This is a genomic window from Halobacteriovorax sp. XZX-3 (assembly GCF_043196495.1).
In the GTDB taxonomy this organism is placed as follows: domain Bacteria; phylum Bdellovibrionota; class Bacteriovoracia; order Bacteriovoracales; family Bacteriovoracaceae; genus Halobacteriovorax_A.
The window spans coordinates 1,451,826-1,469,430 of the sequence record NZ_JBEBMO010000001.1 but is presented as its reverse complement, the minus strand read 5'-3'; the positions used below and the strand labels follow the sequence as shown (position 1 = coordinate 1,469,430).

Here is a 17,605-nt window from a genome sequence, read left to right as displayed (position 1 = left end):
CCTTACCCTTTGTCCGAAAAACGGTTAAAATTGACGGATAAAGGGTAAGTTATGAATTTAGAAAATTATAAAGATATAAATGCACTTTCTGCATTAACAGAATCAAATAAATTTAAAAAAGTATTCTTTTACCGCATTTGTGGGACGGGAATGGGAGCAGCAGCTTGTTTACTAAAAGAAGCAGGCTTTGAAGTAGCTGGTGCGGATCGTATGTTTTACCCACCAATGAGTACCTATCTAGATAACTCGGGTATTGATGTCTATAAATTTGAAGAACATAATATTGAAGAAGTAATTAAAGATTTTGATCTAATTGTTGTAGGTAATGTCGTTGCAAGAAACTCTGATGATGCAAAATTTATTGAAGAATCAGGAATTCCTTTTTGTTCATTTCCGGCCGCTATTGGAGCACTCGTTTTAAAAGATAAAACTGTTGTTGGTATTTCGGGGACGCATGGTAAGACGACAACTACATACTTCGGTGTTCAACTTTTTGAAAAGTTGGGGATGGAGCCGGGCTACCTTATCGGTGGTGTTATGGATGAGCGTCCACCTGCAAGAGTTGGAAGAGGGGATTACTTCTTTATTGAATCGGATGAGTACGATTCGGCATACTTTGAAAAATTCTCAAAATTTCGCTCTTACTATATTAATAAATTAATTATTACATCTCTTGAGTTCGACCATGCAGATATTTTTGAATCAATTGAAGATATAAAAAATGAGTTTAAAGCAATTCTTCCTAGTGTGGACGAAGTAATTGCATGCTCTGAATGGAAAAGTATTAACGACCTTAAGGTTACGGATAAGTCTTGGTCAGAATATGATCGTGATAATGTGAAAATAATCAATGTCGATAATGGTTTAACGACATTTTCTATGAAATGTTCTTTGGGTGATCACGAATTCAAAACAAATCTAATGGGTCATCATAATATTTTAAATTTAGCTTCTGTAATTATCGTTGCCTTAAAAGCTGGGAAAAAGCCTGAAGAAATTCAAGCAGGAATACTAGATCTAAGAATGGTTCAAAGAAGGCAAGAAGTTAAGGGGATATATAACGAGTCTCCGATAATCGATGATTTTGCACACCATCCAACAGCTGTTTTGGAAACACTACATGCTATTTCATTAAAATATCCAGGTAAGAAGATACATGCTTATTTAGAGCCAGGCTCAGCAACAGCTCGAAGTGACCTGTTTCAAGAGCGCTTTGCTGATTCTTTAAAACAGGCTGCCAGTGCAACGATTATCAAACCATCTCGTCCGACGACGGCCAAAGGGCAGGGGGATTTAGATGTTGATAAGTTACAATCAGACTTAGAGAAAAGCGGAATTAGAACAAATATTGTCACTGAGCTAGAGCCTTTAATTTCTTTAATTAAAGAAAATAGTAATGGGCAAAGTGTTCAATTAGTTATGAGCAATAGTTCTTGTCTCGGTTTATGGAGTAGTGAGTTTGTTAAAGCACTTTAAAACAACTCTTCCATTTTTAATCGCTTTTACAAGTTTTTCAAATCAGTTTGTTCAAGCAAAAGAAATTAGTGATGCTCAAGTTATTAATGAGTATATGAAACTTCATCGCGCCCAGTATAAAGCGACATGCTCAATGAAGATATATAATGAGTCACAAAAGCTTTATAAAAACTTTTTAGGTAATGGTATTTTTATTCCGTTCAAACTAAATGGTGAACTTGATGAAGCTACGATTAAAGAATATCTCCCATTAATGCAAAAGAAACGTGAGTGGATAAAGGGTGTTAATAAACGTCTTTCAAAAATGCGTTCGTTTAGAAATGTTCTTTCGCGGAATCGTGAAATTCAAAATCAGTTTGAAAAGGCCATGCGCCACAATTATAAATATCGCTATATAAAAGACTTAAAAACTAAATCATTAGTCGCTTTAGAATCAAAGAACGAGATAAAAAAATTTCTAACAGATCTTGAAGCATATTTAAATAGTCTTTTCTTTCTACAGTCATTCAGCTTTCCCGTTGATCATCTTCACCTAAGAAGTGAATACGATAAAGTTAAAGATATAGAGACAGCAGAAGGTAAGCAGAAGTCAAACTCTGCTTATTTGTTAAGGAAGATCGTAGAAGATGGAAGTGTTGACCCTAAAAAAGGTCGATCTGATCTAAGCTTACGGTCACTAATTGATTCTGTTTATTTACGTATTGTTGGTTTTGATAAGCCATTTTTAACGGAAGACCTCCGTTATGATATTTCGGATTTAATTTCTCGTCTTGATGGTGTTTTAAGACAAGGTTATAAGAAAACTTTTGCTAGAACAAATTATTGGCAAAAGAAAATCATTGAACGAGAGGATTACTACGTTGATCTTTTAAATAAGAGTAAAACGAAAGATGATATCTTAAAGAAAATTTTCGAAGATAAGAATCAAGCACGTTATGCTTTAAGTAAGTATATCTATGATAAAGAAGCATTAGTTTATAAGTTTTGGAAAAGACAAAAAGAAATTTATCGCAAGCTATATGCACTTGAGACGATTCTCATTCATGAAGTTGGTCGCCTTGACGATAGTTACGGAAGTGAAAGAAGAGATGTTGCTAAGGTTGTAATCAATCGTGTTGATAATCCTGGCTATAATACTATTGAAAGTGACGAACCTTTCTATCAGTCACTATTAGATGCTGGAGTTAAGGACACACAAAAGTATCCTTGGTTAAATGTACTTTTTAAAAGGGGACAATTCTCTTTTACTTACTTTTTTATTCCTGCATCTAAAGGAATCTTTTGTCCTGATCAATCAAAGTCTGCTCGCAAACTAATGCGTAAGAACTTGAAAATGATTTTAGATGAGTTACATAACCCTGATAAAGATTTCAAAGCTACTCGCTATTTTTCGAGAGCATCAATGCTGGGAAGAATGGATATGTCATCACTATGGGATGAATATTCAAGCATGGAAGAAAGGCCTGGGCCTTTAATTCATAATACGACAAGATTAAATACTCTACTGAATCGTAAGAACTTGAACTTCTTGTATTCATTTAAAGATAGTGGCGAGCAAACATATGATGTTTATCGCTATAAAAATAATGTTTATGTACATTCTGCGAGGACTGGTAAATTCTACCAATATCGTAATCCTCATTATTTCAAATACTTCGTAAAGAACGATGATTACTAATTTTTATTGAGTATAAACTATTGAAAATAGTGCCTTAAACTAGTTGTTAAAACGTGCTAATAGAAGTATATTCATTCAATTATTAGTGTATTAATTATTTACAGCTAGGAGATGAGGCAGTGCTAAAAGATTTTACATTCACTTCTGAATCAGTAACAGAAGGGCACCCTGATAAAATTGCGGATCAAATCAGTGATGCGGTACTTGATGCGATGTTAGAACAAGATCCAAAATCTCGTGTTGCTTGTGAGACTATGATTACAACTGGTTTAGTTGTTCTTGCAGGTGAGATTACTTCGAAAGCTAATATCGATTTTCAAGAAACAGTAAGAAATAAAATTAGAGAGATTGGATACGATCACTCTGACAAAGGTTTTGATGCTAACACTTGTGGAGTTATGGTTGCTCTTGATAAGCAATCACCAGATATCGCTCAAGGTGTAAACGTTGGTGAAGGTACTTATACAGAATTAGGTGCTGGTGACCAAGGTCTAATGTTTGGTTACGCTTGTAATGAAACAGACAGTTTTATGCCAATGACAATTGATCTTTCTCACAGACTTGCTGAAAGACTTTCAGAAGTTAGAAAGAATGGAACTCTAGGTGAGCTTAGAGCTGATGGTAAGACACAAGTATCTGCTCAGTACGTAGATGGTAAACTTTCACGTATTGATGCAATCGTTGTTTCTACTCAACACTCAGACAACATGACTCTTGCTCAAGTTCAAGAAGCAGTAAGAGAAGAAGTTGTTAATAAAGTTGTTCCAGCTTCACTTGTTGATAACAACACAAAATACTTCATTAACCCAACTGGTAAATTTGTTATCGGTGGCCCAATGGGTGACTGTGGTCTTACTGGTAGAAAGATTATCGTTGATACTTACGGTGGTCACGGTGCTCACGGTGGTGGTGCATTCTCTGGTAAAGATCCAACTAAAGTTGACCGTTCAGCTGCTTATGCTACAAGACAAATTGCTAAGCACATCGTTGCTGCAGGTCTAGCTGAAAAAGCTCTAGTACAAGTTGCATACGCAATTGGTGTTGCTGAGCCAATGTCACTACTTGTTGATACTTTTGGTACAGAGAAAGTTGATGTTGCAAAGATTAACAATGCTGTTAACCAAATCTTTGATATGAAGCCAGCTTCAATCATTGAAAGACTAGATCTTCTAAGACCAATCTATTCTCCAACTGCTGCTTATGGGCACTTTGGTAGAACTAAAGATGGATTCTTTCCTTGGGAAGAGCTGTCTTACGTAGAGAAGTTAAAAGCTTTATGCCTTTAATATAAAAAAGAGCTCCCAATAGGGAGCTTTTTTTTTGTTTTCAGTTTAAAATACCTTTATGAATGAATTCCTCATGTTCACATTGCGCTACACGCCATTTTGGTCAATTCCAATTATTATTATCGGTGGCCGTTTCGCGTATTACTACTGGCTAAGAGGCTATACTCTGCCGCCATTATTTTTTGCACTTTGCTCTTGTATCTCAAGTTTCTTTCTCTTTATTTGGATAATGGCCGGTGGCCCAGACAAAGTTGTTCATTATTTCTTAGATATTGTAAGAAACTTTTAGAGACTAAACTTTTTGTTTAATACTGTAATATTAGCTATTTATGCTAGTTTCGGAAGTTTTATCTTGGTGTTAAAAAATTGACACGTCCACGAATTATTCGATACCATTTTAGTGGGACAATTTTAACCTCACACGATGAGAGGCAATGACACATGAAGAATGATTTTAGTTTTCTAACTGATACATTTTCTAATGATGAATCAGATAATGAAGTAAAAATCGATCAAGGAAGAAAACCAGTCATTATTGTCGTGGAAGATGATCAAACTCTTTCCGCAATGATAACGAAGTATCTAAGTAAGAAGATTAACCTAGAAGTTATTAGTTTCTCTTCTCCTGCACCTGCAATCGAGCATATTACAAAGAATCAAGTTGATCGCTTTTGTTTAATTACTGACATTAGTTTTGAAGATAATTCTTCAGATGGGCTTTACTTAATCGACCTCTTAAAAGAGCGTGGGCTAACTTTTAGCTCGATAGCGATGACTGGGTTTGCATCAATTGAAACTGCCATTGCGGCAACGAAGAAAGGTGTTTTTCACTATCTAACAAAACCGTTTGAGTTTGAAGCGCTTAAGGATCTAGTTGTTAGAGCTCTTGTTCACAAGCTAGAGTATCGCGAAAGTCTTGAGATTAATGCTAATTCAGCAGTATCAAGCGATAAGCGCTCATTTAGTAGTAGATACAAGCTAGAGATGCCTACAGAAGATGATATGTTTTGTGGGATGATTGGACGCTCAAAACCAATGAGAAAGATTTTTGAAAGAATTAAGAAGGTTGCTGCTTCTAATTCGACAATCTTAATTGGTGGACCTTCTGGAACAGGGAAGGAGTTGGTAGCGAAGGCCATTCACTTATCTTCAAATCGTAATCACAATAAAATTGTAAATGTAAACTGTGGTGCCATTCCTGGAGAACTCTTAGAGAGTGAGCTATTCGGTCATGAGAAAGGAGCCTTTACTGGAGCAGTATCAAGTCGCATGGGACGCTTTGAAGCTGCTAATGGTGGGTCAATTTTCTTAGATGAAATTGGTGATATGCCACTACTACTTCAAGTAAAACTTCTTAGAGTTCTACAGCAAAGAGAAATCGAGCGAGTTGGTTCTTCAACGACGACTCCTGTTGATGTTCGTATCATTACGGCAACACACAGAAACCTTGAAGATTCAGTACAGCAAGGCAATTTTAGAGAAGATCTCTATTATCGTTTAAACGTAATTCCTATAAAAATCCCTGCTCTTAAAGATCGCAGGGAAGATATTCCACTTTTAATATCATATTTCTTATCTCGTTTTGTAAGCGCAGACGGAAGAAACGATATTGAATTAGATGACGAGACTTTTGAAATTCTTATGTCATATGAATGGCCTGGTAACGTTCGTGAACTTGAGAATTTAATTGAAAGACTTGTTATCTTAAGAGGTGGGAATAAGATTAGACCGCAAGATTTACCGCCTAAAATCTTAGCTCTTACAAATCGTTCGATGATTGATACAGATGACCTTGTTAGTCTTCCAGAAAACGGTATCAATTTAAAAGATTTTATGAATGAAGTAGAGGAGTCGCTAATTAAGCAAGCTCTTATTAAAACAAATGGTAATAAGAACCAAGCTTCAAAGCTGCTCCAGATGAATCGTACGACACTTATCGAAAAAATGAAGAAGAGAAATTTAGACGTTAATATGCAACAATAAATTTCTACTTAACAAAGCCATTATGACACCAATACTTAAGCCGACTTTCACAGTCGGCTTTTTAAATGCCTAATATTCTGTAATGTAAAATCTTTGACATGGAAAAATCGTCCTATGAGAAAAATTTTCCTTTGAAATATTTCAAAATATTGTAAAATGAATTCACGGCATGCTTTAGGACGAAGAAATTGCCAAATAATTGACGTTATTAAATTTGAAACAGGAAGTTTCTACCAAATGAAGATAGATTTTAATTCAAAAAATTTATTATCTTTTATCGTACTTGTATTTTGTACGGCCTTCCTAAATATCGCATCAGCAACAATTGTTACTCCAGAAGCTCATAATGACTTTCTACGCGTTAAGTTTTTTATTGATAAGAAACTAGTTAATGTAACGAAATCAAGCACAGAGGTATCATTTTCGACTTTAGATGGTGATGTTTACTCTAAGGTAAAAGATGGGCTGAAGAACTTCTCTTCTTCTAAGTATATCAAGACAATCTCATACACTGAGCCAACGTCTGGAAATAATGTTTTCACGATTACATTAATGTTAAAGAAGGATGTAGAGGTTTTCTCATTCTATAAAAATCGTGATCGTGCTTACTTTGTCGACTTCTGGAAAGACGGTGCCGTAAGCAATAAGCAAGCCGCAATTAAAGATGTTTCAACACTTGTGAAAAAGAATGAAGCTTCGGCCCAAGAATCAACTCCAAAATTTGTAAAAAAAGCTTCCGCTGCAAAGCCAGCTCCGAAGAAAGTTAGAAAAAATGTTGTTAAAAAGGCTCCATCTAAAAAAACGAATCCATATCGTGACTTTAGATATGGAGCCTCTTTTATCTGGGATTATCAAGCACTTGCACCAGAGCTAAAGACACAAATTTTAACGAATAGAAAAACTGCAGAATACTTCTTTCCAATTAAGAACTTTGATTACAATAAGAACGAACAAGAAGCTCATATGCAACTGACACTTAATCTTTATAGAAAAGGTAAGTGGGGACTTATGTATAAGTCGATTAAGCTTTATGAGAAGAAATTTCCAAAGTCATATAATCCATACAATGACTACATGAAAGCAAATGCTCTTTTAAGAGAAACACTAGAAAAAGGTGATATTAAGCCAGTTGATACTGCTGTTTCAATGTACACAAATATTCTTGAAAGAACTGATGTTTATGACTTAAGAAAAGGTATTTATAAATACTTAGTACAGTTTTACCGTGAAAAGAAAGACTTCGTTAAGGCCCTTAAGTATGCAAAGAGATTCTTTAGTGATGCAAAAGAAAATTTTGATTATGAAGAATTAGAGTATATGGGAGAGTATATTCTTTCTTCTCTTGCAAACCTTAATCAAGTTGAGAAAGTAGAAAATTTAATTCAAGATAAGACATTAGTTAAGATCATTTCTAAGCAAAAGCTTAAAGCGTACGAGATGTACACTTATCTGAGACAAAATGATGAAGAAAAAGTGATTGATGCTTACGAGAACTTTGCAAAAACTACTAAGGGTGAATACCTACCGTCAATCTACTATAACGCAGCTGAAGCTTACTTTAGAACTTCTCAATATGAAAAAGCATTTAGAATTTACGATACTTTCATCGCTAAATATTCATATGTGAGTGAAGCGGCTCAAGCAAGACTTCGTATGGCCCTTATTGCTGATCTACAGGATCGTCCAAAGAATGAAGTACTAGAGCTTTATAAGAATGCAATTAATAGAGCTCAAAACCAAGAAGTGAGCCTTGAGGCCCGTATTCGTTATGTAGGTCTTCGTACAATTAGAAAGTTTAAGCCTGATTCAAAAGATATTGAAACAAGAGTTTTCCTTGATAAGGGTACTGATAAGAAACTTAATAAAGAACTCGAAATGCTACTTTGGCAAACTCGTTTAAGAACGTTCATTGTTGATGGACAGTATGAAGAGGCCCTGACTTTCTTAACAGCTCTACCTATTGCAGGAATGAAAATTAGTGAAAAGAAGGTTTTTGAAGCTGATGGTGCAGAAATTGTGTACGGGATCATTAAGTCTAACTTTGATGAAGGAAAATTTGCTCGTGCTATCCGCGCTTGGGAAATCTACAAAGATACTTATTTTGCTAAGATCGGTGCAGACCCTGAAATACAATTTATTATCGCGAAATCGTATATAAATCTTACACTGTGGGACGGATTTCAAAAAATGTATGAGAAAATGATAGCGAGCAAAAAGGAAACTGCTCATACTTTCCCTCTATGGGTTTCTCGCAAGGAAGTTAAGAAATTGGACTTGTATAAAAACGAGCTACAAATTCTAAGAAATCTAAAGCTAAAAAATTACTCTTCAGTAGATCGTATTATCGCGAGTACAGAAAAAGACTACCCAGGATTCGAAAAGATCACATTCTATAAAGCTCTAGCTCACTATAAGAGAGGAGAGTTTTCAAAAGCTGAAAAAGAGTATGAGAAATTCTACGCAAGTGGAACAAATGCAAATTCAATTGATGCTAAAGACCTTGTTGACTCAATCCAGTTTTACCTTGAATCAATCTATGAGAGCAAGAAGTTCGATAAATACCTGAAGGTATCAACTGCACTTCTAAAAGATGCTAGCTCATTCCAGATCGCTGATACAGTTGTTGAGGGATTAAGAGAAAGAGTAAATTACCAAAGAATTGAAATCCTATTTAAGAATACAGATAAGATTGCTGCAGATGAGGCAAGAACATTCTTAAATGAGTATAAAACTTCTCTTTATAAAAACCGTGTGAAGTTCTTATTAGGAAAGGAAAGCCTAAGAATGAATGATTTCACAACTGGGGAAAAGTTATTAAATGAAATACTTTCAGATAGTGAAGCTAAAGATTATCTGAAAGAGTTGGCCAGGACAGAGCTGACATTAATTAACTTGAAAAAACGTACACTATAAAATTTTAGCCCACGGATCGGGCAATGACAGACAGGAGGTCAGATGAATACGTTTACAGCAGAAATTTTCGGACAAGATCCTAAAATTGTTAAAGCACTCAAAGTTGCAAACAATGTTGCTGTTACAAAAGCACCAGTACTTATCGTTGGTGAAGCAGGTGTTGGTAAGAAGACACTAGCTGGTTTTATCCATGAAAATTCAACAAGACAGGGAAAGCCATTTGTAACTGTAGACTGCGCAGCAGAAGCAAACCAAGTTGAGAATGAGATCTTAGGTTATAGAGACCCAGAAACAGGACGTTTCATTAAAGGTGCATTCGAAAACGCTAACGGTGGAACTGTTGTTCTAGTTAATGTTGATGGTCTAGAAGATACTTTTCAAAAGAAGCTTCACAAGATTCTTGGTGAATTAACTGATTATGAAATTGATGTAAGAATGGTTGCTACAACAACTAAGAACTTATCTAAGCTTGTTGGTGCAGGTCGTTTTTACCGTGGACTATATACTTTCATTTCATCTAACTCAATCACTCTAACTCCACTTAGAGAGAGAGTAGGTGACCTAGAGTACATCGCAAAAAATATTATCAAAACTACTCTTGGTGGTGCAGAAGTTAGCGTTCAAGACGATGCTATGAATAAGATTCTTTCTCACTACTGGACTCACAATGTAAAAGAACTTAAGGCAGTAATTGAAAATGCTCTTGCAAACTTTGAAGGAGATGAAGTTTCAGCTGAACACCTTGAGATCGGTGAGAAGAAAGCAGTAAATGTTATCTCTGAAGATGATTCAGAAGGAATCAGACTAATGTCTCTTAAAGAAGCTGAAAAGCTACTTATCAAGAAGGCACTTATCCATACTTCTGAAAACAGAACTCAAGCTGCAAAGATTCTTGGTGTTTCAATTAGAACACTAAGAAACAAAATCAATGAGTACCGTGGAGACGGAAACTCATACTTTGTTAACTTAAGATAAGGTTTCATCATGAGGGTTGAGGATAAGACATTAAAAGCACTAGCTGCATCTTTGAATTTAAGGCAGATCCGACATGAGGTCTTAACTTCGAATATCGCTAATGCAGATACACCTGGCTATAAAGCAAAGCGAGTTGACTTTGAAGAAGCACTTGCAAGAGCTTTAGACGTTGATGGGAATCTTGAAATGTTGACCTCTGAAGAGAAACACTTTGACGTTGGCAATGGTGGTTTTGAAAATCTTCAACCTGAAATTTATGATGATCCAAATGGAATCGTCTCTGAAGACGGGAATACTGTCGACAGAGACGCTGAAATGGCCAAAATGGCAGAAAATAAAATTTTGTATGATGCATCGGTAAAGTTACTGAATAAGAAACTTGGGATGCTGAAATATACAATTAACTCTGAAAAATAGAGTAGGGGGAGATAATGGATTTACTAACGAGTTTAAAAATTAGTTCATCAGGTGTTGCTGCAAATAAGAAGCGCATGGCCGCGATTTCTTCAAATATTGCAAATGCCCAGACGACAAGAACGGCCGAAGGTGGTCCATATCGTAAGAAAGAAGTTGCTTTTGGAAGCGAGCCAGCTCGTGAAAGCTTTTCTGATATTTTAGAAGGTGAGATGGGCGAAGTAGCACAATCTGTTCATGCAACAGAAGTTGTTTCGAGCGATAAGCCACCAATCTTAAAATATGAACCAAATCACCCTGATGCAAATGAGCAAGGGTATGTTGCCTATCCAAATATTAATGTAATGGAAGAGATGGCAGACATGATTTCAGCTTCAAGAAGTTATGAAGCGAATATTAACGTAATGAATACGACTAAGAGTATGGCGATGAAAGCGCTTGAAATTGGAAGTGGAAACTAAGAAGTATAAAGGAAAGGGGTTAACCCATGGCGATCAATAATATTACTACAATGAATGACGTCTTTAACTCACATAAAATGCGCGAGTGGACTAGTCCAACTGGTGGCGCGGAAGAATTTAAATTAGAGGGCTTCGATGAGCTATCTAAGGTTACTCCATCTGAGAAGAGTCAGTCTTTTTCTGAACTTTTAGCAAATCAGATCATGGATGTTAACAATTTACAAAAAGAAGCTAACACAGCTATTGAAAAATTAGTAAGTGGTGAAAGTAAGAATATCCACGAAACAATGCTAGCTGTTGAAAGAGCTGAAATTGCTTTTAAGACAATGAACCAAGTTCGTAACAAAGTAATTGATGCTTATAAAGAAGTAATGAGAATGCAAGTCTAGTTAATAACTAGTTGTTAATGATCTCTTAGTTTAGGATGAATTAAGAGTTTCAGGTGTCAGGAGGATACGTGAAAGATTTTTTCGATAAAATGCTTAGAAACTTCAAAGAGTTCTACGGAGAACTTGATGCAGGAAAGAAGATTTCTCTCTTTGCTGTTACTGGGGTTATTCTAGTCTTCCTACTAGGTGTTGTCCTTTGGGCCACTCATACTAACTATAAAGTTCTTTACTCTGATCTTAATAAAGAAGATATGACTAAAGTTGAAGTCTTCTTAAGTCAGAACAATGTTGAGAAGAAGACATCTGCAGATGGTAAAACAATTAGTATCCCTGAAGATATGATTGAAACTGTCCGTCTTAAAATGATGACTTCTGGTTTTTCATTTTCTGGAACAGTAGGGTATGAAGTATTTGATAATCAATCTTTTGGTACAACTTCATTTGTTCAAAAAGTAAATAAGCAAAGAGCACTTGAAGGTGAGCTGATTAAGACGATTAAGCACCTAAGAGGTGTTAAAAGAGCACGTGTTCACTTAAATATTCCTGAATCTTCTCCGTTTGTATCTGAGAAGAAACCACCAACGGCCTCAGTTGTTCTTGAGCTAAATCGTGGAGTTACTCTAACAGAACAAGAGATTAAAGGTATCTCTTCACTTGTTGCTTCATCTGTAGAAGGAATGAGAGGAGAAGGTGTTGTCATCTTAGATCACAGAGGAAAGAAGCTTTCTGAAAATATCGGTGATGCTATGACTGCTAATACAGCAAATCGTCTTGCTCTTGAGTCTAAATTAAATAGAAAGTATGAAAAACAAATTGAAGATATTTTAACGAGAGTCGTAGGTGCAGGAAAGGTAATTGCTAAAGTTTCTGTTGATATGGACTTTACTGAAAGTGTATCGACTCAAACAACTTACGATTCTGAAAATAAGGCAGTTCTCTCTGAAGTAACAAATACTCAAAACCTTCAAGGCTCACGTCCTTCTCCACAAGGTATTCCTGGAGCACGTTCAAATCTACCTGGAGAGCAGCCTCAACCAGGTGTTCCAGAGACGAGAAATGACGTTAAAAAAGAACTAGCAACTCGTAACTATAATGTTCCAAAGAAAGTTACTCGTTCAAAATCACCAACTGCATCTGTTAGAAAAATCTCTGCTGCAGTAATGGTTGACGGTAAACGTGTAACACAATCGCTAGATGGTAAGACGGTAACTAAGTATGAGCCATGGTCGGAAGCTGATATTGCAAATTTTCAAGCGATCGTTGCTTCAACTCTAGGTATTGATAACCGTCGTGGTGATGTAATCACAATTAAGAATATGGAGTTTCAACAAGAAGATCTTGAGGCCATTGATGCTCTTATGCGTGAGCGTGAAAATAGAGAGCTAATCAAGAATATCTTCAAGTATCTTGCAATTGGTTTAACGATCTCACTATTCTTCTTCGTAGTTGTTCGTCCATTTATCCAGTGGGTAACAGACAACGCAGTAGAAACTGTTGAAGATTTCTTACCAAGAACTCTAGAAGAACTAGAAAAGGTTCAAGCAAATCAAAAACTACCTGGACTTGAGGATGCTCTTCCACAGATTGAAGAAAAGCTTAATCCAGAGAAAATTGAAGGGAATATGCTACGTGAGAAGATTATTTCACTGGTTGAAGGAAACCCTGCAAAAGCGGCACAGATTGTGCATGATATGATTCATAGTACGGAATCTGATAAGCAGATTGCGTAATGAGAATAGTAAATAATAGAGCCCTTTAAGGAAGAGGAGAGAAAAGTGGCCGATCAATCATTAGACCCAGATGTAGAATACTCGCTACTATCAGGACAGGACAAAGCAGCACTTCTGCTTAGTTCTCTTGGTGTGAGTACGACGCAACTTATATTCGCACATATGCGCGATAACGACGTAAAACGTCTTATCAATGCGATGTCTAATGTTAAGAAGGCGCCAATTTGGATGATCAAGCGTGTTTTAGAGGAGTTCTACTCTGAACTAAACGAAGAAAATGATCTACTTTTCTCTGATAACTCATCTCGTGACTTTATTGTTAATGCTCTTGGTGAAGATCGTGCTAAGCAACTTCTTGGTCAAATCATTGATGTTGGTGCCAATCAGACACTAGAATCACTGGAGCTAGTTGATACTAGAACACTTGCTAACTTCCTAATTAATGAGCACCCACAAACAATTGCGCTTATTATTGCTCACTTATCAGCAGAGCGTAAGGTGGATGTCCTAAGACGTCTTCCTGAGGGACTTCAGGCCGAAGTTGTATTAAGGGTAGCAAACCTTGACTTCGTTTCTCCTGAACTTATTGCACAACTTGATGATGTTCTTAAGACTGAACTTTCTACACTTGGAACAATTGATACAAATCAACTTGGTGGTGTTGAACCTATCGCAGATATGCTTAACCTTATGGATAAGAATTCTGAGAAGAATATTATGGGACGAGTTGAGGAAAAAGACCCAGAACTTGCAGAAGAAATTCGTAAGCTTATGTTTGTTTTCGAAGACCTTGTCTATGTTGATGATCGTGGTATTCAAGCACTTCTTAAAGAAGTTGATCAGCAAAAACTTGTTATTGCTCTTAAAACGGCACCTGAAGAAATTAAAGCGAAGCTGTTTAGAAATATGTCTAACCGTGCAGCAACTCTTCTACAGGAAGATTTGGATGCTCTCGGACCGACAAAACTTTCTGATGTTGAAAAAGCTCAAGCAGAGATCGTTCACAAATGTAAAGAACTTGAACAACAAGGTAAGGCGTTTATCTCACGTGGTGGAGATGGCGATGCCCTTGTATAAGATAAGGTTAGTAGCTTAGTATGACTCGTGAAGTAAAAGAATATGAATTTCACTCTTTCTCTCAAAAACCTCTGAACTCTAGTGTTGAGGATTTTGAGTTTCAAGATTTCGAAGGTATGTCGATTCGTGAAATCGAAGAGAAGCAAAAGATTATTCGCGTTGAAAGACAGATGGCCAAAGATACTGGTTTTGACTTAAATCCAATTGTTCACGAGCATAGAGGTGTGCGAGCACAGGAAGAAGATGATTTTGCTAGGGCCGTACAAGAAGAAGTGGCCCGTCAAGTTGAAGCTGTTAAAGAGGACGCTTATCGTGAAGGGTTAGAGCTTGGACGAGAGCAAGGACGTGAAGAAGTTAAGGTTGAACTTGCTGGAGCAGCGGAAGAGAAGATTCTTCTTTTAAACGATATGGTTTCAGAAGTTCTTAGTACTCAAGTAGGACTTCTTTCTGCACAGAAAATGCAAACATATACACTACTTAGAACAATTGCAAAGTGGATTGTTTTAAAAGAGCTTAAAGATGATGGGGAATATATTATTCGTCTTCTTGAAAAGCTTATTGTCGAAGCACAAACAAAAGAAAACCTTCTTATTAGAGTCAATGAAAAGCATTTCGAACAAATGCCAGAGGTTTTAGAAGTTGTTCAAGCAAAACTTGGAGAACTTACTAACACTCGTGTCGAAATTGACTTTGATATCGAGGCACCTGGTATTGTCGTTGAATCTCAAAACGGTATTGTCAATGGTAGCTTAAAGACTCAACTTGATAGTCTAGATAAGTTATTTGAAGCAGTAGGCTTAGCAAGTTCAGAGGACGACTCGGATGAATCACAATAATTTTTCAACATTAGACCTTGAAGCAATTCATAAGGCATATGAATACGCAACTCCTTACCAAAAAGTAGGGAAGGTTTGTGCATCAAAGGGTATGCTTTATGAAGTAAACCTATCACGTGCCGTTATTGGTTCAAACGTCGAGTTTGTTACTGAATTTGGTGATCGTTGTCTTGGAGAGGTCGTTTCAATCGATGGCCCAAAATGTTTAACAATGCCTTATTCTGAAATCGCAGGGATTAACTCAGAAACAAAAGTATACTTAAAAGAGCTTGTTACAAAGGTTAACGTTGGAGAGCAATATCTAGGTCGTGTTATCGACTTCCAAGGAAACCCAATCGATGGAAAGGGCCCGATTAAAAGATCTAATGAAGTGAGATCTATTTTTGGTGAGTCTATTAATCCATTAGAGCGTCCACCAATTTGTGAAATGCTAGATACTGGTGTTAATGCAATTAATGCTTTTATGACAGCTGGAAAAGGACAACGTTTAGCTATTATGGCCGGTTCTGGTGTTGGTAAGTCAGTAACACTTGGTATGGTTGCGCAAAAGTCATCAGCTGATGTTAATATTATCGCTCTAATTGGAGAGCGTGGCCGTGAGGTTCGTGAATTTATCGAACATGACTTAGGTGAAGAAGGTTTAAAGAAATCAATCGTTGTAGTTGCAACTTCTGATACTTCTGCACTTATTCGTATGAAGGCCGCTTATGTTGCTACAACATTTGCAGAATATTTTAGAGATCAAAATCAAGATGTTCTCTTAATGATGGATTCGATTACACGTTTTGCTATGGCCTCTCGTGAAATTTCTTTAAGTGCTGGAGATCCTCCAGGTCAAAAGGGATACACTCCAACTGTATTTGCACAGCTTCCAAAATTAATGGAGCGCGCGGGAACAAAAGCTGACGCTGGTACCATTACTGGGATCTATACTGTTCTTGTTGAAGGGGGAGATATGGATGAGCCGATTGCTGATGCCGTAAGGGGGATCAGTGATGGACACATTATTTTATCTCGTGCTCTTGCATCAAAAAACCAATTCCCTGCAATTGATGTTTTACAGTCATTATCAAGGGTAATGAATAAAGTTGTTTCTAGCGAACATAGAGTAGTCGCAGGACATATGCGAGATCTTATGTCAGCTTATCGAGATAACGAAGATCTAATTAACGTTGGAGCTTATTCAAAAGGTTCAAACCCTAAGGTTGATAAGGCGATGATTATCATTGATCAACTAAATGATCTACTAAAACAAATGCAAGGTGAGGACCATTATCAATCAATTGATGAACTATATGATTCGATGGTTGGACTCGCAAAGTATGCAGAAGAAGCTTATAACTCATATGAGGAGTAATATAATTGCGTAGAGAAAAGTTTAAACTACAAGGCTTATTAAAACTAAGAGAATTCAAGGAACAAAAAATTAAACTTGAATTAGGGCAGATTAATATCGAAAAAGGCCGTTTAAACGAAGCTATTGCAAAATGTAACCTCGATATTGAAGAAACTTATAAGGCCCAAGAGGCTTTCTTTGATACATATACATCGGGAAGGAATGCTCAATTTTTTCCAATGTTTATTCAATCAAAAAGAGACGAAATAAAAGTCTTAGAAAATCAATTACACGCAGTTGAAAGACAGTATCAAGAGAAAGTAAAAGAGCTTTCTGTTGCAAAAGGTGAAGTTAAAGTAATTGATAATTTAAAAAATGAATTTGAAACAGAACAAAATAGGGTCATTGAGAAGAAGCGCCAAGAAGCGATTGATGAATTAATGATGGCAAAAAGGCATGCTCAAAAATTGGCCGGGGAAGCTTAAATGAAAAGGTTATTACTTTTAGTTTTGATTATTTCATCTTCACTTTCAGCTATTGCAGAAGAGAAGAAAATATATTCACAAGAAGAGTTTGATAAGGCACTTGAAGTTGCCTTAGAGAAGAAAATGAAAAAAATAGGGCGTTCAAAGTTGATTGAATTCTCAAAAGAGCTTCTTAAAAAGGAAGAAGAGTTGGCAATTCGTGAAAAGGCCTTAAAGAATCAGCAAGAACAAGTTGTTGTTAATCAAAAAGAACTTGAAGGTCGAATTAAGGAATTTAAAACTTACCAAACAAATTTCCTATCATGTCTTGATAAGAAAGATTCTGATGAACAAAAGCGTGTTATTCACATGGTTGATGTTGTTTCTAATATGAGGCCTCAGACAGCGGCAAATCTACTTTCTCAGCAAGATCCTTCTATCTCAATCAAGATTCTCGGAGAGCTCGATCCTGTAAAAGTTTCGAAGATCTTTAACATGATGGATAAAGAAGTTTCAGCGCGTTTACAAAAGCAATACATGACGATGAAGAAGTAGGGGTAAACTTTTCCATGGTTAATTTTTTTGTG

Annotated in this window: 16 protein-coding genes; all 16 read left to right on the top strand. The window is 36.3% G+C overall.

Translation table 11 applies throughout. From position 1 onward, the window contains the following. Positions 1-51 precede the first annotated feature (51 nt). Entirely contained in the window at positions 52-1,476 is a 1,425-nt protein-coding gene (locus ABMA70_RS06950) for a Mur ligase family protein (protein ID WP_392990794.1), read from the top strand. Further along, positions 1,460-3,154, top strand: coding sequence for a hypothetical protein (locus tag ABMA70_RS06945; protein WP_392990797.1), 1,695 nt, complete (start codon positions 1,460-1,462; stop codon positions 3,152-3,154). Before ABMA70_RS06950 ends, ABMA70_RS06945 begins: the two co-directional genes overlap by 17 nt. A gap of 119 nt (positions 3,155-3,273) precedes the next feature. Then, the gene (gene metK / locus ABMA70_RS06940; RefSeq protein ID WP_103218945.1) at positions 3,274-4,440 is read left to right on the top strand and encodes a methionine adenosyltransferase; all 1,167 of its coding nucleotides are present in this window, start codon (positions 3,274-3,276) and stop codon (positions 4,438-4,440) included. A gap of 58 nt (positions 4,441-4,498) precedes the next feature. Next, positions 4,499-4,729, top strand: coding sequence for a hypothetical protein (locus tag ABMA70_RS06935; RefSeq protein WP_103218946.1), 231 nt, complete (start codon positions 4,499-4,501; stop codon positions 4,727-4,729). A 152-nt stretch (positions 4,730-4,881) separates the two neighbouring features. Further along, entirely contained in the window at positions 4,882-6,423 is a 1,542-nt protein-coding gene (locus ABMA70_RS06930; RefSeq protein ID WP_392990801.1) for a sigma-54-dependent transcriptional regulator, read from the top strand. A gap of 237 nt (positions 6,424-6,660) precedes the next feature. After that, positions 6,661-9,336 (top strand): hypothetical protein, encoded by a 2,676-nt coding sequence (locus ABMA70_RS06925; protein ID WP_103218948.1) that lies wholly within the window; start codon positions 6,661-6,663, stop codon positions 9,334-9,336. A 42-nt stretch (positions 9,337-9,378) separates the two neighbouring features. Beyond that, entirely contained in the window at positions 9,379-10,311 is a 933-nt protein-coding gene (locus ABMA70_RS06920) for a sigma-54 dependent transcriptional regulator (RefSeq protein WP_103218949.1), read from the top strand. Between the two features lie 9 nt (positions 10,312-10,320). Next, positions 10,321-10,728 (top strand): flagellar basal body rod protein FlgB, encoded by a 408-nt coding sequence (gene flgB / locus ABMA70_RS06915; protein WP_021266076.1) that lies wholly within the window; start codon positions 10,321-10,323, stop codon positions 10,726-10,728. 14 nt (positions 10,729-10,742) lie between these two features. After that, on the top strand, positions 10,743-11,186 hold the full coding sequence (gene flgC, locus ABMA70_RS06910; RefSeq protein WP_021265925.1) for a flagellar basal body rod protein FlgC: 444 nt from the start codon (positions 10,743-10,745) through the stop codon (positions 11,184-11,186). A gap of 26 nt (positions 11,187-11,212) precedes the next feature. Next, on the top strand, positions 11,213-11,575 hold the full coding sequence (gene fliE, locus ABMA70_RS06905) for a flagellar hook-basal body complex protein FliE (protein ID WP_199177570.1): 363 nt from the start codon (positions 11,213-11,215) through the stop codon (positions 11,573-11,575). A 68-nt stretch (positions 11,576-11,643) separates the two neighbouring features. Continuing rightward, the gene (fliF, locus tag ABMA70_RS06900) at positions 11,644-13,305 is read left to right on the top strand and encodes a flagellar basal-body MS-ring/collar protein FliF (protein WP_103218950.1); all 1,662 of its coding nucleotides are present in this window, start codon (positions 11,644-11,646) and stop codon (positions 13,303-13,305) included. 45 nt (positions 13,306-13,350) lie between these two features. Next, positions 13,351-14,382: a flagellar motor switch protein FliG gene (gene fliG, locus ABMA70_RS06895; RefSeq protein WP_021266524.1), complete on the top strand. Its 1,032-nt coding sequence runs from the start codon at positions 13,351-13,353 to the stop codon at positions 14,380-14,382. 20 nt (positions 14,383-14,402) lie between these two features. After that, the gene (locus ABMA70_RS06890) at positions 14,403-15,218 is read left to right on the top strand and encodes a FliH/SctL family protein (RefSeq protein WP_103218951.1); all 816 of its coding nucleotides are present in this window, start codon (positions 14,403-14,405) and stop codon (positions 15,216-15,218) included. Continuing rightward, positions 15,205-16,575: a FliI/YscN family ATPase gene (locus tag ABMA70_RS06885; protein WP_392990805.1), complete on the top strand. Its 1,371-nt coding sequence runs from the start codon at positions 15,205-15,207 to the stop codon at positions 16,573-16,575. The genes ABMA70_RS06890 and ABMA70_RS06885 overlap by 14 nt, the downstream gene beginning before the upstream one ends. 5 nt (positions 16,576-16,580) lie before the next feature. Then, complete coding sequence (locus ABMA70_RS06880) at positions 16,581-17,039, top strand: flagellar FliJ family protein (RefSeq protein ID WP_392990807.1); 459 nt, start codon at positions 16,581-16,583, stop codon at positions 17,037-17,039. Beyond that, positions 17,040-17,573 (top strand): hypothetical protein, encoded by a 534-nt coding sequence (locus ABMA70_RS06875; RefSeq protein ID WP_103218954.1) that lies wholly within the window; start codon positions 17,040-17,042, stop codon positions 17,571-17,573. The last annotated feature ends 32 nt before the right edge of the window (positions 17,574-17,605 follow it).

Excerpts from the sequence above, each read along its gene's own strand:
- ABMA70_RS06950 (WP_392990794.1), top strand. The coding sequence starts at position 52 with ATGAATTTAGAAAATTATAAAGATATAAATGCACTTTCTGCATTAACA.
- ABMA70_RS06935 (WP_103218946.1), top strand. The coding sequence starts at position 4,499 with ATGAATGAATTCCTCATGTTCACATTGCGCTACACGCCATTTTGGTCA.
- ABMA70_RS06930 (WP_392990801.1), top strand. The coding sequence starts at position 4,882 with ATGAAGAATGATTTTAGTTTTCTAACTGATACATTTTCTAATGATGAA.
- ABMA70_RS06925 (WP_103218948.1), top strand. The coding sequence starts at position 6,661 with ATGAAGATAGATTTTAATTCAAAAAATTTATTATCTTTTATCGTACTT.
- ABMA70_RS06920 (WP_103218949.1), top strand. The coding sequence starts at position 9,379 with ATGAATACGTTTACAGCAGAAATTTTCGGACAAGATCCTAAAATTGTT.
- flgB (WP_021266076.1), top strand. The coding sequence starts at position 10,321 with ATGAGGGTTGAGGATAAGACATTAAAAGCACTAGCTGCATCTTTGAAT.
- flgC (WP_021265925.1), top strand. The coding sequence starts at position 10,743 with ATGGATTTACTAACGAGTTTAAAAATTAGTTCATCAGGTGTTGCTGCA.
- fliE (WP_199177570.1), top strand. The coding sequence starts at position 11,213 with ATGGCGATCAATAATATTACTACAATGAATGACGTCTTTAACTCACAT.
- ABMA70_RS06890 (WP_103218951.1), top strand. The coding sequence starts at position 14,403 with ATGACTCGTGAAGTAAAAGAATATGAATTTCACTCTTTCTCTCAAAAA.
- ABMA70_RS06885 (WP_392990805.1), top strand. The coding sequence starts at position 15,205 with ATGAATCACAATAATTTTTCAACATTAGACCTTGAAGCAATTCATAAG.
- ABMA70_RS06875 (WP_103218954.1), top strand. The coding sequence starts at position 17,040 with ATGAAAAGGTTATTACTTTTAGTTTTGATTATTTCATCTTCACTTTCA.